The organism is Mangrovibrevibacter kandeliae, from assembly GCF_024519155.1.
GTDB lineage: Bacteria > Pseudomonadota > Alphaproteobacteria > Rhizobiales > Rhizobiaceae > Mangrovibrevibacter > Mangrovibrevibacter kandeliae.
Genome location: NZ_JANIFJ010000001.1, coordinates 481,183 through 495,476, shown reverse-complemented (window position 1 = coordinate 495,476; position 14,294 = coordinate 481,183). Strand labels below are relative to the sequence as shown.

At 67.9% G+C, this 14,294-nt stretch carries 14 protein-coding genes; 7 read left to right on the top strand and 7 right to left on the bottom strand.

What is annotated here, in order from left to right:
* Positions 1–182: 182 nt before the first annotated feature.
* The 7 genes from NPA30_RS02340 (at position 183) to NPA30_RS02310 (ending at position 5,597) form a co-directional block, all read left to right on the top strand.
* The gene (locus tag NPA30_RS02340; protein ID WP_256801537.1) at positions 183–770 is read left to right on the top strand and encodes a DUF308 domain-containing protein; all 588 of its coding nucleotides are present in this window, start codon (positions 183–185) and stop codon (positions 768–770) included.
* 136 nt (positions 771–906) lie between these two features.
* On the top strand, positions 907–1,845 hold the full coding sequence (locus NPA30_RS02335; protein WP_256800720.1) for an alpha/beta hydrolase family esterase: 939 nt from the start codon (positions 907–909) through the stop codon (positions 1,843–1,845).
* A 184-nt stretch (positions 1,846–2,029) separates the two neighbouring features.
* Positions 2,030–2,656, top strand: a complete 627-nt coding sequence (locus NPA30_RS02330; protein WP_256800718.1) for a 50S ribosomal protein L25/general stress protein Ctc — start codon at positions 2,030–2,032, stop codon at positions 2,654–2,656.
* A 39-nt stretch (positions 2,657–2,695) separates the two neighbouring features.
* A complete protein-coding gene (pth, locus tag NPA30_RS02325; protein ID WP_256800717.1) occupies positions 2,696–3,448 on the top strand; it encodes an aminoacyl-tRNA hydrolase in 753 nt (250 codons plus the stop codon).
* Positions 3,449–3,544: 96 nt separating this feature from the next.
* Positions 3,545–4,648, top strand: a complete 1,104-nt coding sequence (ychF, locus tag NPA30_RS02320; protein WP_256800716.1) for a redox-regulated ATPase YchF — start codon at positions 3,545–3,547, stop codon at positions 4,646–4,648.
* 14 nt (positions 4,649–4,662) lie between these two features.
* Positions 4,663–5,130, top strand: a complete 468-nt coding sequence (locus NPA30_RS02315; protein WP_256800715.1) for a MaoC family dehydratase — start codon at positions 4,663–4,665, stop codon at positions 5,128–5,130.
* Entirely contained in the window at positions 5,127–5,597 is a 471-nt protein-coding gene (locus NPA30_RS02310) for a MaoC family dehydratase (protein WP_256800714.1), read from the top strand. Before NPA30_RS02315 ends, NPA30_RS02310 begins: the two co-directional genes overlap by 4 nt.
* 65 nt (positions 5,598–5,662) lie before the next feature.
* On the opposite strand, the gene NPA30_RS02305 is transcribed toward NPA30_RS02310, so the two are convergent.
* The 7 genes from NPA30_RS02305 to NPA30_RS02275 form a co-directional block, all read right to left on the bottom strand.
* A complete protein-coding gene (locus NPA30_RS02305) occupies positions 5,663–6,532 on the bottom strand; it encodes a 5'-nucleotidase, lipoprotein e(P4) family (protein ID WP_256800713.1) in 870 nt (289 codons plus the stop codon).
* 82 nt (positions 6,533–6,614) lie between these two features.
* Positions 6,615–7,157 carry an adenine phosphoribosyltransferase gene (locus NPA30_RS02300; RefSeq protein ID WP_256800712.1) on the bottom strand — a complete coding sequence of 181 codons (543 nt, stop codon included), beginning with the start codon at positions 7,155–7,157 and terminating at the stop codon, positions 6,615–6,617.
* A gap of 66 nt (positions 7,158–7,223) precedes the next feature.
* The gene (locus tag NPA30_RS02295; protein ID WP_256800711.1) at positions 7,224–8,180 is read right to left on the bottom strand and encodes a cytochrome c1; all 957 of its coding nucleotides are present in this window, start codon (positions 8,178–8,180) and stop codon (positions 7,224–7,226) included.
* A 22-nt stretch (positions 8,181–8,202) separates the two neighbouring features.
* A complete protein-coding gene (locus NPA30_RS02290) occupies positions 8,203–9,522 on the bottom strand; it encodes a cytochrome b (RefSeq protein ID WP_256800710.1) in 1,320 nt (439 codons plus the stop codon).
* Between the two features lie 22 nt (positions 9,523–9,544).
* Positions 9,545–10,126, bottom strand: coding sequence for a ubiquinol-cytochrome c reductase iron-sulfur subunit (petA, locus tag NPA30_RS02285; RefSeq protein WP_256800709.1), 582 nt, complete (start codon positions 10,124–10,126; stop codon positions 9,545–9,547).
* A 270-nt stretch (positions 10,127–10,396) separates the two neighbouring features.
* On the bottom strand, positions 10,397–12,298 hold the full coding sequence (locus NPA30_RS02280) for an ABC transporter ATP-binding protein (protein WP_256800708.1): 1,902 nt from the start codon (positions 12,296–12,298) through the stop codon (positions 10,397–10,399).
* Between the two features lie 112 nt (positions 12,299–12,410).
* Positions 12,411–14,267, bottom strand: a complete 1,857-nt coding sequence (locus NPA30_RS02275; RefSeq protein WP_256800707.1) for an ABC transporter ATP-binding protein — start codon at positions 14,265–14,267, stop codon at positions 12,411–12,413.
* Positions 14,268–14,294: the final 27 nt, after the last annotated feature.

Genomic DNA, 14,294 nt, shown 5'->3' with positions numbered 1-14,294 from the left:
GCGCCAAACAACACCAGCGTGCGGCAGCCGGTCGCCCCGGACGGATCAGCGGGTAGCCCGGATCACGGCTTCCGGAAACTGAACGGCAGACACTTCACGTTGAAGCGAGGCGTCAAAAGAATTGCCGATGCCCACTTTCGGCTGCGTTCTCTACCTTCTAGTAGGTAGTTACTTACCTGGAGATATCCCGATGTCCCGACGCATTCGCTCAACCATCATCCGCCGGCCGCAGCTGGCTCAAGAGCTACTATTTCATCCGAGCCGCCGTCTCCGTCGCGTGGGTGGCGGCGGCCTTTTCGGTCGGCCATGCCGATCCCGCCGTGGCCGCCGCACTGCTTGTCGCCTACCCGGCCTGGGACGCTGTCGCCAACTACCTCGACGCGCGTCAGAGCGGCGGCCTCGCGCGCAACGGCAGCCAGCGGCTGAACCTCATCGTCAGCATCGTCACCACGGTCGCGATCGCGGTGGCTCTGGGCTGGAGCATGAACGCCGTCCTCGGCGTCTTCGGCGTCTGGGCCTCCCTGTCCGGACTGTTCCAGCTCGTCACGGGCGTACGGCGCTGGAAGCGCTTCGGGGCGCAATGGGCCATGATCCTCAGCGGCGGGCAGTCGGCCATCGCCGGTTGCCTGTTCGTCGCGCGCGCCGCCACAGCCGGCATGCCCGGCGTGACGGACGTCGCGCCCTACGCCGCCTTCGGCGCCTTCTACTTCCTCGTCTCCGCCGTCTGGTTGACCGTGCAGGACCGGCGGGAAGGCGCCCACGCGGCCTGAGTGCCCTGGTCGCGGCACGTCGAGACGACCGCTCCGCAACTGCTGCCGGGCCGATCGCTTGGCGGCGCCACAGCGCCGCCGCTTTCGGCGATCACCAAGCCGAGACGATCCGCCTTCAGCTTGGAGCCCGACGGCGATGTTGTTCTCCGCCGATCGCATCCGTTCCATCGTGTTCGCCTGCGCGGCGCTCGTGGCAGGCGCGCTCTGCGCCGCTCCCGCCTCGGCGGACGCGACGGCGACGCTGACCATTGCCGGCATCCAGCGCTCCTACCGCCTGCACGTTCCGGATCGACCGCCACCGAAGGCGGGGTTCCCGGTGCTCCTCGTGTTCCACGGCCGGGGCGGCACCGGCGAGCGGATGCAGCGGCTGAGCGGCTTCGACGAGATCGCCGACCGGCGCGGCTTCATCGTCCTCTATCCCGACGGCATCGATCGCGGCTGGAACGATGGCCGCACGACGATCCCCCACCCGCAGGACGACGTCGGCTTCGTGTCCGCGCTGCTCGACCGGATCGAGACGACCGAGCCCGTCGACGCGGCTCGAATCTACGCCGCAGGCCTCTCCAACGGCGCGCTCTTCGCACACCGTCTCGCCTGCCAGCTCTCGGAGCGCATCTTCGCCATTGCGGCCGTCGCCGGCACCCTGCCGGCCGACATCGAAGCCGGTTGCCGCCCGCCGCAGCCGGTCGCCGTGCTGCAGATCGACGGCACCGCCGATCGCATCATGCCGTACGACGGCGGCGCGGTGCGCCAGCTCGGCGGGCGTGGCGTCGGTGGGACCGTGCTGCCGGTGGATGACAGCGCCGCCTTCTGGGCACGGCACAATGGCTGCGGCGAGCCCGCCGCGGACGAGCCGCTGCCGCCCGTCGCTCCGGGGGACATCACCCACGTCGTCCGCACGTCCTATACCGGCTGCCCGCCTGGGGGCGGCGTGACGGTGCTGAAGGTGGAAGGCGGCGGCCATGCCTGGCCCGGCGACCGGCGCCGCGCCACCCGCTTCCTGCGCCGCACCAGCCGGCAGATCGACGCGAGCGAGGCCATCGCCGACTTTGTTCTCGCGCTGCCGCCGCGCTGACTCCCGCGGCGATCCGGGTGCGCCCGTCGCGCTTGCCCTCCCCTTCCGCTGCCGCTATAAGCCCGCGATCCGCGTAGACACCCTTGGAGGCAACGCGGAGGAAAGCGGCCGAGGCCGCTTTTCGTCGTTTCCGGACCACTTCGGCCCCGGCTGCGACTCTCCGTTACGATAAAGGACGACAGCCATGTCTCAGACCTTCACGGTCAAGGCCGAGGCGCGCGAGACGGTCGGCAAGGGGGCCGCCAGACATCTCCGCCGCAACGGCATGATCCCTGCGGTGATCTACGGCGGCAAGCAGCCGCCGCTCTCGATCGCCATCCCCTACAAGGAAACCTTCCTGCGTCTGCACGCCGGCGGGTTCATGACGAACGTCGCCGAGATCGAGCTCGCCGGTGAGACCATCAAGGTCCTGCCGAAGGATTATCAGCTCGACCCGGTCCGCGACTTCCTCATCCATGTCGATTTCCTGCGCGTCGGCGAAGGCACCTCGGTGTCGGTCGAGGTGCCGGTGCACTTCGAGAAGCAGGATGCCTCCCCGGGCCTCAAGCGCGGCGGCACGCTGAACATCGTGCGCCACGAGGTCGAGGTGCATTGCCCGGCGACCGCGATCCCCGAGTTCATCACGGTCGACCTCACCGACACCGACATCGGTGACTCGATCCACGCGTCGGCGGTCAAGCTGCCGGCCGGCGTGAGCTTTGCGATCACCGACCGCGACTTCACCATCGCCACCATCGCCGGCACGGCGGCGGGCATGTCCGAAGCCTCCGAGAGCGACGAGGCCGGCGACGAGGGCGAGACCGAAGCGTAAGTCGCCATCGGCGCACGCAACGACACCGGAGGCCGGGACATGCTCATCGTCGCAGGATTGGGCAATCCCGGCCCCCAGTATGCTGGCAACCGGCACAATATCGGCTTCATGGCGGTCGATGCGATCGCCCGCCGCCACGGCTTCTCGCCGTGGGCGCGCAAGTTCAAGGGCGAGATCGCCGAAGGCCAGATCGGTGGCGAGAAGGTCCTGCTGCTGAAGCCGCTGACCTTCATGAACGTCTCCGGCGAGTCTGTCGGCGAGGCCGTCCGCTTCTTCAAGCTCGAGCCGAAGGACGTCGTCGTCGTCCACGACGAGCTCGACCTGCCGCCCGGCAAGGTCCGGATCAAGACCGGCGGCGGTCATGGCGGCCACAACGGCCTGAAGTCCATCGACGCGCATCTCGGACGCGACTATCGGCGCCTGCGCCTCGGCATCGGCCATCCCGGCACCAAGGAAGCCGTCAATCCGCACGTGCTCGGCGACTTCGCCAAGGTCGACCGGCCCTGGCTCGACGACCTTCTCGAGGCGGTCGCGGGGCAGTTCGAACTGGTGGTGAAGGGCGAGGACGCGCAGTTCCTCAACCGCGTCACGCTCGCGACGACCGGCTCCGAGGAGCCGAGTTCGGCCAAAGGCTCGGCCGGCGGCGCAGCCATGCGCGCGGGTGCCCCGGGCGGCGGCGCGACAAAGGGCCAGAGCCACATCCGCCAGGCCCGTTCGGGCGTCCCGCAGGTGAAGATCCCCGAAAAGGGCCCGATGGCCGACATGCTGAAGAAGCTGTTCGGCAAGGAGTAGGGCGAACGGCACGGCTGTTGACCCTCCGCCCTCGAAACGTCACATACCGGCTCTGATCGGCGTGATCGCTCGCGCCTCGAATTCCAAAGGACAGTCATGGGTTTTCGCTGCGGCATCGTCGGCCTGCCGAACGTCGGCAAGTCCACCCTCTTCAACGCCCTCACCAAGACGGCGGCGGCGCAGGCGGCGAACTATCCCTTCTGCACGATCGAGCCGAACACCGGCGACGTCGCGGTGCCCGATCCCCGGCTGAAGGACATCGCCCGGATCGCCAAGTCGGCGCAGGTCGTGCCGACCCGCATCACCTTCGTCGACATCGCCGGCCTGGTGCGCGGCGCCTCGAAGGGCGAAGGGCTCGGCAACCAGTTCCTCGCCAACATCCGTGAGGTCGATGCGATCGTCCACGTGCTGCGCTGCTTCGAGAACGACGACATCACCCATGTCGAGGGCCGCATCGACCCGGTCGCCGACGCCGAGACGGTCGAGACGGAGCTGATGCTGTCCGACCTCGAGAGCCTTGAGCGCCGCGTCACCGCCACCCGCAAGAAGGCGACCGGCAAGGACAAGGAGGCGATGGCCGTGCTGCCGGTGATGGAGGCGGCGCTGGGCAAGCTGCAGAACGGCGAGCCCGTCCGCGTCCTCCTCAAGGACTACGACCCGGAGGAGCGCGCGATCCTGCGCGGCCTCAATCTCCTCACCTCCAAGCCCGTCCTCTATGTCTGCAACGTCGAGGAGGCAGATGCCGCCACCGGCAACGCCTACTCCGAGGCGGTGGAGGCGATGGCGAAGAACCAGGGCGCGGCCAGCGTCGTCATTTCTGCCGCGATCGAGGCAGAGATCGCGCAGTTGCCGGAGGAGGAGGTCGGCGATTACCTGGAGGCGATGGGCCTCACCGAGCCCGGCCTCGACCGGCTGATCCGCGCCGGCTACCAGCTTCTCGACCTCATCACCTACTTCACCGCCGGCCCGAAGGAGGCCCGCGCCTGGACCGTCAAGGCGGGCTCGAAGGCGCCACAGGCGGCCGGCGTCATCCACACCGACTTCGAGAAGGGCTTCATCCGCGCCCAGACCATCGGCTACCAGGACTTCGTCAGCCTCGGCGGCGAGGTGGCGGCCAAGGAGGCCGGCAAGGCGCGCGACGAGGGTAAGGAATACGTCGTCGCCGACGGCGACGTGATGATGTTCAAGTTCAACGTATAGGCGGCGCGCGTCGCATGGCCGTTCAACCCGCCGTCCGCAGCTTCGAGGACTTCCCGCCAGGCGCCAGCTTCCCGCTGGGCCCCTACCCGGTGACGCGCGACGAGATCGTCGCATTCGCGAGCGAGTTCGACCCGCAGCCTTTCCATCTCGACGAGGAGGCCGCCAAGGCCAGCCTCCTCGGCGGACTTGCGGCCTCCGGCTGGCACACCTGTGCGATGATGATGCGGATGATGTGCGACGCTTTCATCCTCGGCTCGACCTCGCAGGGCTCGCCGGGGGTCGACTTCGTTCGCTGGCTGCGGCCGGTCCGCCCCGGGGACACGCTGTCGGGCACCGCGACTGTCCTGGACGCGCGGCGTTCCGCGAGCCGGCCGGGGCTCGGCATCGTCAAGCTGCGCAACGCGCTGTCGACCGCCAGTGGACCCGTGCTCGAGGCGGAGTATACGGTCATGATGCTGACCCGGGAGGGAGCGGCGGAATGAGCTTCTGGAATCTCGTCGTGGTCGGCGAACGCTTCGAGCTCGGCGCGCATCACTTCACCGCTGAGGACATCAAGCGCTTCGCGGCGAAGTTCGACCCGCAGCCCTTCCACCTCGACGAAGCCGCCGCCGAGCGCTCGCTGTTCGGCGGGCTCTGCGCCTCGGGCTGGCACACGGCCTCCGTCTACATGCGGCTGAATGCCGAGCTGCGCGCCGCACTCGCCCGCCGCCACGTCGAGGCCGGCAACCCGGAGCCGAACTTCGGCCCCTCACCCGGCATCCGCAATCTGCGGTGGCTGAAGCCGGTCTTCGCCGGCGATACCGTCACCTTCCGGCAGACCGTGACAGCCAAGCGGGTCTCGAACAGCCGGCCGGGCTGGGGCATCGCCGAGACCCACAGCGAGGGAGTCAACCAGGACGGCACCACGGTTTTCGAGCTCGACGGTTCGTTCTTCGTGCCGGTGGATTGAGGCCGCCTCTGGGCCAGGCAATGCCGGCCCCTGTGGGCCGGCCGCATGACCGTTCGATCGGTTACTTACTGCGCCGCCTTCGGCGTCCACGGCTCCAGCGCGTCCTGCTTCATCGCGCGCTTCTGGTCCGCCGACAGCTTGTAGTCGTTGCCGAAGGCGGTCGACTCCCATGAGCCGTAGGTCGGGTTGGCCAACATGAACCAGTCCGTCGTGAAGTGCGCCTGGTCCTTCTCGAAGGCCGCCATCCGCTCCGGCGCCGTGCCGCCGGCGGCCTTGGTGAAGTCGCCGTAGTTGTCGCCGACCATCGCGACGACGCGGTACTCGTTCGCCACGAACTGTCGGCGTGCCTCCTTGTCGGAGCCCCAGCCGTCCTTCTCCTTGTTCATCAGGAAGGTGTCGACGTTGCCGCCCATCGGAAAGCCGAGCGCCTGCATGTTGGCCCGCGTCGCCTCTTCCTGGTCCGCCGTGCGGTTGCTGACATAGAAGATCTTCACGCCCTTGCCGTCGGCATAACCGAGGTAATCGAGAACGCCAGGCACCGCCTTCGCCTGCTTGGCATCGACCCACTCCGCCCAGGTCTTGGAGCTGTAGTCGGCATTGGTGGTGACGAGCCCGGACTCGTAAGCCGAGTTGTCGATCGCCGTTTCGTCGAGATCGATGATGATCGCGGGCGGCTTGTCCCCGGCGTCGCTCTGGTCGAGGGCGCTCGCGCCTTTGTCCGTCAGAGCGGCGTCCAGCCTTGCTTTGGCGAAAGCGAAGATCCCGACGGCGTTCGCCTTGTACTCGACCGATTCCTGCATCCACAGCGCCGCGTTCAGAAGATCGTTCGGCTTCGCCTCGGTCGAGGGGGCGGCCGCATCCTGCGCGACGGCAGTCAGCGGCGACAGCAGGGCAGCGGCGGCAAGTGTGACGGCAACGGGTGCGCGGCGGCTCATGACAGGCTCCTCTCGGCGTTCAAGCGGCCCGGACTGTCCGCGGCCGGTTGCTAAGGCCGAGGTAGAAGGCTGTCGGGCCCCGTCAATGTCCGGCGAATTCCACCAGCGTTCGGACCGTCACGCCCATCGCCTCCAGCCGCTTGCGACCGCCGAGTTCCGGCAGGTCGATCACGAAACAGGCCGCCACGATGTCGGCGCCGAGCTCGCGCAGGAGCTTCACCGCCGCCTCGGCCGTGCCGCCCGTCGCAATCAGATCGTCGGTCAGCACCACCCGCTCGCCGGGTCGCACCGCGTCCTTGTGCATCTCCATCTCGTCGATGCCGTATTCCAGCGAATAGGCGACGCGTACGGTTTCGTGCGGCAGCTTGCCGCGCTTGCGGATCGGCACGAAGCCAGCGGCGAGCTGGTGCGCCATCGCGCCCCCGAGAATGAAGCCTCGCGCCTCGATCCCGGCGATCTTCTCGACCGTCTCGCCCTTGTAGGGCTGCACCAGGAGATCCACCGCCGTCCGGAAGGCATCCGGATCCGCGAGCAGCGTGGTGATGTCGCGGAACTGGATCCCAGGCAGCGGGTAGTCGGCGATCGTCCGGATGATCGACGCGAAGTCGAAGGCGGTCTGGGTCATGGGCTGTACTCAACTCAAAGAAAAAGGGGCCGTCCAGGCCCCTTCTCGTTCACGCTGCAGGGAGGCTCAATGCGCGCCGGCCCAGACCCGCTTCTTCACCGTGTAGACCAGCCCGGCGAAGACCAGGAGGAAGATGATCACCACGAAGCCGGTCGCCTTGCGCTCGACGAGATGCGGCTCGGCGGCCCACATCAGGAAGGCGCCGACGTCCCGCGCATATTGGTCGGTCGTCTCCGGCGAGCCGTCGTCGTAGGTCACCTGTCCGTCCGACAGCGGCGGCGGCATAGCCAGCGCCGGCCCGGAGATGAAGTACGGGTTGTAGTGGGTGCCCGGCTGGATCGTGATCCCGGCCGGGGCATCCTGGCCATAGCCCGTCAGGAGGGCGTGCACGTAGTCCGGGCCGCCTTCGTTGTACTGGGTGAAGATGTCGAACAGGAAGGTCGGGAAGCCGCGCTCGACCTCCCGTGCTTTCGCGATGAGCGAAAGATCCGGCGGCGCGGCACCGTTGTTGGCGGCCGCGGCCGCTTCCGGGTTCGGGAACGGATGCGGGAAGTGGTCGGAGCCGATCGCCGGTCGATCGAACATGTCGCCGTCGCCGTTCGGTCCGTCCTGCACCGTGTATTCGGCGGCGATCGCCTTGATCTGCCCTTCTTCGTAGCCGAGCGCAGACAGGTTGCGGAAGGCGACGAGATCCATCGAATGGCAGCTCGAGCAGACCTCCTTGTAGACCTTGTAGCCGCGCTGCAGCTGGGCGATGTCCCAGTGGCCGAAGGGTCCTGCAAAGGTCCAGGAGAGTTCCGGCGGATGCTTCAGCGGATAGTGCACCGTGCCGTGCTCACCGCTCGCCGCGGCGTCGCCGGCGCCATGATCGGCCGCCTCGCCGCCAGCCGGGCCGGCCTCGCCGCTCGGGGTCGTCGTCGCCGCGTCCGGCGACGGCGCCGGGGTGACATTGTCCTGCTGCGCGAAGGCCGCCGGCGCAAGCACCACGCCTGCCGCGAGGAGGGCTGCGAAAAGTCGGTTCATGATGGTCCCCCTCGAACTCGCGTCAGGCCACGTTGTGCGGCGCGGCACCGGCGCGCGCCGGCGGGGCGCCCTTGCCGGTTCCGGTTCCGACCCCGAGATCGGGACCGAGAACCGCCTCGGAGATCGAGGCCGGCAGGCGGCGCGGCGTCTCGATCAGCCCGACCACCGGCAGGATGATCAGCCAGTGCGCGAAGTAGTAGATCGTGCCGATCAGCGCGAGCGTCGGATAGATGCCCTCCGCCGGGCGCGATCCGAGCCAGCCGAGGATGATGACGTCGACGATCATGATCCAGAAGAAGATCTTGTAGATCGGACGGAAGGCGGTCGAGCGCACCCGCGAGGTGTCGAGCCACGGCAGGAAGAACAGCACGATGATCGAGCCGAACATCACCAGGACGCCGCCGAGCTTGGAGTCGATCGGGCCGATGTTGAAGGTGATGGCGCGCAGCATCGCGTAGAACGGCAGGAAGTACCATTCCGGCACGATGTGCGCGGGCGTCTTCAGCGCGTTCGCCGGGACGTAGTTGTCCGCGTGGCCGAGGAAATTCGGCATGTAGAAGATGAAGTAGGCGAAGACGAGCAGGAACACGACCATCGCCAGGCCGTCCTTGACCGTCGCATGTGGGGTGAAGGGCACGGTGTCCCTGTCCGACTTGATCTCGACGCCCGTCGGGTTGGTCTGGCCGGTGACGTGCAGCGCCCAGATGTGCAGGATCACGACGCCGGCGATCATGAAGGGCAGCAGGTAGTGCAGCGCGAAGAAGCGGTTCAGCGTCGCGTTGTCCACCGCGAAGCCGCCGAGCAGCAGCTGCTGGATCGGGTCGCCGATAAAGGGGAAGGCGGTGAAGAAGCCGGTGATCACCGTCGCACCCCAGAACGACATCTGGCCCCAGGGCAGGACGTAGCCCATGAAGGCGGTCGCCATCATCAGGAGGAAGATCACCACGCCGAGGATGTACAGCACTTCGCGCGGCGCCTTGTAGGAGCCGTAGTAGAAGTTGCGGAACATGTGCAGGTAGACGGCGATGAAGAAGAACGAGGCGCCGTTGGCGTGCATGTAGCGCAGCAGCCAGCCCCAGTTCACGTCGCGCATGATCGACTCGACCGAGTTGAACGCGAGCGAGGCGTTGGCGGCATAGTGCATCGCGAGCACGACGCCGGAGATGATCTGCACCGCCAGCATCAGCGCGAGAATGCCGCCGAAGGTGTAGGCGTAATTCAGGTTGCGCGGCACCGGGAAGGCGACGAAGGAATCGTAGAGGAGACGCGGCAGCGGCAGGCGCGCGTCGAGCCAGCGCATGGGGCCCTGCGACGGGACATAGGAGGAGTGACCAGCGGACATTGTTCTGAGAGTCTCCCTGTCGTCAGCCGATGCGCACGGTCGTGTCGGAGGTGAATTCGAAGGCCGGAACGGCCATGTTCTCGGGCGCCGGGCCCTGCCGGATGCGGCCGGCCGTATCGTATTCCGAGCCGTGGCACGGGCAGAACCAGCCGCCGAAGTCGCCGGACTCGCCGAGCGGGATGCAGCCGAGATGGGTGCAGACGCCCACCATCACGAGCCACTTTTCCTTGCCGGGCGCCGAGCGGTTCTCGTCGGTCGCCGGGGCGTCGCTCGGCAGATTGGCGTTGCGTGCGACCGGGTCCTTCAGCTCGTCGAGCTTGACCTCCTTGGCCGACTGCACCTCCTCGTCCGTGCGCTGGCGGATGAAGACCGGCTTGCCGCGCCACTTGGCGGTGATCGACTGACCCTCCGCCACCTGGCTGACGTCGACGTCGATGGAGGCGAGCGCCAGCGTCGCGGCGTCCGGGTTCATCTGGTCGATGAACGGCCAGAGCGCCGAAACGGCGCCGACCGCTCCGACCGCCCCGGTGGCAATGTAGAGGAAGTCCCGGCGGGTCGGCTCTGCGGTCTCGTTGACGCTCACGGAATGGCGCTCCTTCCCCATCTGGATCGGACGCGGCGCTGCGCGTCGTCCTCCACCCGCCGAAGCGTGGCGATGCTGGCGCATCGCCGGGCGCACGGCTCCTCATCGGCGCGATTTCTTAGGCGTGCGAGACCTTGTTGTCCAGCCGATGCAAGGGAATCGGGGCAAGATGCCGCTCGAACTGTGGCACTGCGGTGGCGCAGGGCCGAGGATCGCTCGGGTTTCAGCCTTCTGCGACCGCCCCTCATTGAAAGCGTTCGGCTTTCCCGGAAGCTCTGGAACGAATCAAAACTAAGCGTCGGCCGATTGTTCGGCCGCCTTTGCGCCGATGAAGCCGCCCGACTGTCGGCCCCAGAGTTCGGCGTAGAGCCCGCCCCGCGCCACGAGTTCGGCATGGGTGCCCTCTTCGACGATCCGGCCCGCATCCAGCACGATCAGGCGGTCGAGCGCGGCGATGGTCGACAGACGGTGGGCGATGGCGATCACCGTCTTGCCGCGCATCATCGTCGTCAGATTGTCCTGGATCGCGGCCTCGACCTCCGAATCGAGTGCGGAGGTCGCCTCGTCGAGGACGAGGATCGGCGCGTTCTTCAGGAGGACGCGGGCGATGGCGATGCGCTGGCGCTGGCCGCCCGAGAGCTTGATGCCGCGTTCGCCGACATGCGCGTCGAAGCCGCTGCGTCCGTTCGGATCGCGCAGCGCGGGGATGAAGCCTTCGGCGCTCGCCTGCCGCGCCGCCGCCGCGATCTCCGCCTCGCCGGCGCCGAGCCGGCCATAGGCGATGTTGTCGCGGATCGAGCGGTGCAGCAGCGAGGTGTCCTGCGTCACGACACCGATCTGCGAGCGCAGCGAGGTCTGCGTGACGCCGGCAATGTCCTGCCCGTCGATCAGGATCCGTCCGCCCTCCACCTCGTAGAGGCGCAGCAGCAGGTTGACGATCGTGGTCTTGCCGGCGCCGGAGCGCCCGACCAGACCGACCTTCTCGCCGGGACGCACGTGGAGGGACAGGTTCTCGATGACGCCGCCGCCCTTGCCGTAGTGGAAGGTGACGTTGTCGAACCGCACGTCGCCCGCGACCCGTCCGAGAGGCGCAGCGTCGGCGCGGTCGATCAGCGTCGGCGGTACGGAAATCGTCGCGACCGCATCCTGCACCGTGCCGTAGTTGCGCACCAGGCCGTTGATGTTGAACATCATCTGACCGGACATCTGGTTCAGCCGCAGGACGAGGGCGAGCGCGGTCGCCACGCCGCCTGTCGTCACACCGCCGTCGAGCCACCCGTCGATGGCGATCGCGCCGATGCCGGTCATCATCAGCCCGTTCACGGCCGCCACCGCGAACCGAACCGTGGTGATTTCGCGCGTCAGCCGGCGCACCGCCTCGACGTAGCGCGAAAAGCCGTCCTTCACGAAGGCGTCCTCGTGCCGGCTGGAGTCGAAGAGCTTCACCGAGAGGATGTTGGTGAAGCTGTCGACGACCCGCCCGGTCCAGACCGAGTTGGCGTTCGCCCGCTGGCGCCCGTATTCGCGGATGCGCGGCAGGAGGTTGCGCACGATCCACCAGTAGCCGAGCGCCCAGGCCGCCAGCACCGCCAGCATCCAGAGGTTCAGTGCCGCGAGGATGCCGGCGGCGAGCAGGATGAAGGTGATGAAGGACCAGAAGGTCTGCAGGACGGTCGTGACGAAGTCGCCCACCGCCTGCCCCACCTGCTGCACCTTCTGCGCCAGCCGACCGGCGAAGTCGTTCTGGAAGAAGGTGTAGGACTGGTCCATCAGCCGGCGGTAGCTCTGCCACCGGATGAGGTTGTAGAAGCTCGGCTCGATGACCTGCTCTTCCAGGATCGAGGCGGCGAAAACCACGGCCACGCGGCCGATCAGCGCCACGAAGGCGAGCCCCGCGAGCAGCCAGAACTGGTCGGTGAGGAGCGTTTCGCGGCTGTCGCGGCCAAGCGCGTCCACCACCCAACCGACACCGGTGAAGAGGATCGCCTCGACGCCGCCAGAGAGCCCGCCGGTGATCAGGAGGCCGATCAGCGGCCACTTCGCCTGCCGCGCGAAATGCCAGATGAAGCGGTTCGTGTCGGCCGGCAGGGGCGCGATGTGGCCTGTGAGGTCGGCCCGGGCAGCGGTCGCGGGCTCCTCGCCGCCGAACGGATCGACGATCCCCTCGAAGCGCTTCAGCAAGCGGCGGATCATCGCCGCACCGTTCGCCGGCGGAATGCGATGCTTCCGAAGCCGGTCGAGCCGCATCCGCTTCGTTTGGAAGACGATCTGGCAGCGGATGCGCGGGACGACAGGCCGACCCGGTTCACTGCGCCGCCTCCAGCGCGCCGTCTTCGCTGGCGTCGATGAAGCCGCCGGCCTGCCGCGCCCAGAGCTGGGCATAGAGCCCGCCAGCCGCGATCAGCTCGGCATGGCTGCCCTCCTCCACGATCCGGCCTTCGTCCAGCACCACCAGCCGGTCGAGCGCGGCAATGGTCGACAGCCGGTGCGCGACGGCGATCACCGTCTTGCCCTCCATCAGGGCGTAGAGGTTCTGCGCGATCGCTGCCTCGACCTCGGAATCCAGCGCCGAGGTCGCCTCGTCGAGAAGCAGGATCGGTGCATCCTTCAGCATCACCCGGGAAATGGCGATCCGCTGGCGCTGCCCCCCCGACAGCTTGACGCCGCGCTCGCCGACCTCGGCATCGAGCCCCTGCCGCCCGTCGATGTCGCTGAGCGCGTCGATGAAGTCGGCCGCCTGCGCCCGCTCGAGCGCGCGCCGCACGTCGGCTTCGTTCGCATCGGGCCGGCCGTAGAGCACGTTCTCGCGGATCGAGCGATGCAAGAGCGAGGTGTCCTGCGTGACGACGCCGATCTGCCGGCGCAGCGAGTCCTGCGTCACCGCCGCGATGTCCTGGCCGTCGATCCGGATACGCCCGCCTTCGACGTCGTAGAAGCGCAGGAGGAGGTTGAGCAGCGTCGACTTGCCGGCACCAGAGCGACCGACGAGCCCGACCTTCTCGCCCGGCTTGATGTCGAGCGAAAAGTCGCGCAGCACCCGGCCCTTGCGACCGTAGGCGAAGGTCACGCGTTCGAAGCGGATGCCGCCCTCCTGCACGACGAGTTCGCGCGCATCGGCCGGGTCGGTGACGGCGACGGTCTTGGCGAAGGTGCCCATCCCGTCCTGCACCGTGCCGATGTTCTCAAACAGCGCCGCAACCTCCCACATCACCCACTGCGACATGCCGTGCAGGCGCAGGACGAGCGCGACCGAGGCCGCGACCGCGCCGATCGTTGCGGCATTCGATACCCACAGGCCGATGCCGAGGGCGGCGACGGAGAAGAGCAACAGCGAGTTGAGGAGGTAGAGGCAGAGGTAGAAGCCGCTGACATAGCGCATCTGCTTGTGCACGGTGCCAAGGAACTCGGTCATCGACGTGCGCGCATGCTCCGCCTCGCGCTGCGTGTGCGCGAAGAGCTTCACCGTTGCGATGTTGGCATAGGCGTCGACGATGCGCCCGGTCATCACCGAACGGGCGTTGGCCTGCTCGCCGCCGACCCGGCCGAGCCGCGGCAGGAACCAGCGCAGCATCACGACGTAGAGCGCCAGCCAGCCGATGAAGGGCAGCGCCAGCACCCAGTCCGCGGCCGCCACCATCACCACCACGCCGGTGAAGTAGACCGCGACGTAGAGCATCACCTCGATGCACTTCAAAAGGCCCTCGCGCAGCGCGAGCGCCGTCTGCATCAGCTTGGTGGCGATGCGCCCCGCGAACTCGTCCTGGAAGAAGCCGAGCGACTGGCCGAGCATCCAGTTGTGCATCCGCCAGCGCACCTGCATCGGGAAGTTGCCGGCGAGCGCCTGGAACTGGTTGAAGCCCTGGATCAGCACGGTACCCGGCAGGAGGATGAGGATCACCGCGGCGAGCCCCGCGAGCATCCATCCCTTGTCGGCGAGGAGCGTCTCGCGCGGCGTCGCCGCGAGCCAGTCGACGATCCGGCCGAGGAAGCCGAACAGCGACACCTCGATCACCGAAATCAGCGCCGTGGTCAGCGCGAGCAGCGCCAGCATGCGCCACATCGGCCGGGCATAGTGCCAGACGAAGGCGAAGAAGGTGGCAGGCGGGCGGCCGGGCCGCTCCTTGGGGAACGGGTCGACCAGCCTCTCGAAGAAGGCGAACATGGCGGCTCAGGCACTAGCAGGTATGGG

Excerpts from the sequence above, each read along its gene's own strand:
- NPA30_RS02275 (WP_256800707.1), bottom strand. The coding sequence starts at position 14,267 with ATGTTCGCCTTCTTCGAGAGGCTGGTCGACCCGTTCCCCAAGGAGCGG.
- ychF (WP_256800716.1), top strand. The coding sequence starts at position 3,545 with ATGGGTTTTCGCTGCGGCATCGTCGGCCTGCCGAACGTCGGCAAGTCC.
- NPA30_RS02335 (WP_256800720.1), top strand. The coding sequence starts at position 907 with ATGTTGTTCTCCGCCGATCGCATCCGTTCCATCGTGTTCGCCTGCGCG.
- NPA30_RS02295 (WP_256800711.1), bottom strand. The coding sequence starts at position 8,180 with ATGAACCGACTTTTCGCAGCCCTCCTCGCGGCAGGCGTGGTGCTTGCG.
- pth (WP_256800717.1), top strand. The coding sequence starts at position 2,696 with ATGCTCATCGTCGCAGGATTGGGCAATCCCGGCCCCCAGTATGCTGGC.
- NPA30_RS02280 (WP_256800708.1), bottom strand. The coding sequence starts at position 12,298 with ATGATCCGCCGCTTGCTGAAGCGCTTCGAGGGGATCGTCGATCCGTTC.
- NPA30_RS02290 (WP_256800710.1), bottom strand. The coding sequence starts at position 9,522 with ATGTCCGCTGGTCACTCCTCCTATGTCCCGTCGCAGGGCCCCATGCGC.
- NPA30_RS02310 (WP_256800714.1), top strand. The coding sequence starts at position 5,127 with ATGAGCTTCTGGAATCTCGTCGTGGTCGGCGAACGCTTCGAGCTCGGC.
- NPA30_RS02305 (WP_256800713.1), bottom strand. The coding sequence starts at position 6,532 with ATGAGCCGCCGCGCACCCGTTGCCGTCACACTTGCCGCCGCTGCCCTG.
- NPA30_RS02330 (WP_256800718.1), top strand. The coding sequence starts at position 2,030 with ATGTCTCAGACCTTCACGGTCAAGGCCGAGGCGCGCGAGACGGTCGGC.
- petA (WP_256800709.1), bottom strand. The coding sequence starts at position 10,126 with ATGGGGAAGGAGCGCCATTCCGTGAGCGTCAACGAGACCGCAGAGCCG.
- NPA30_RS02315 (WP_256800715.1), top strand. The coding sequence starts at position 4,663 with ATGGCCGTTCAACCCGCCGTCCGCAGCTTCGAGGACTTCCCGCCAGGC.
- NPA30_RS02300 (WP_256800712.1), bottom strand. The coding sequence starts at position 7,157 with ATGACCCAGACCGCCTTCGACTTCGCGTCGATCATCCGGACGATCGCC.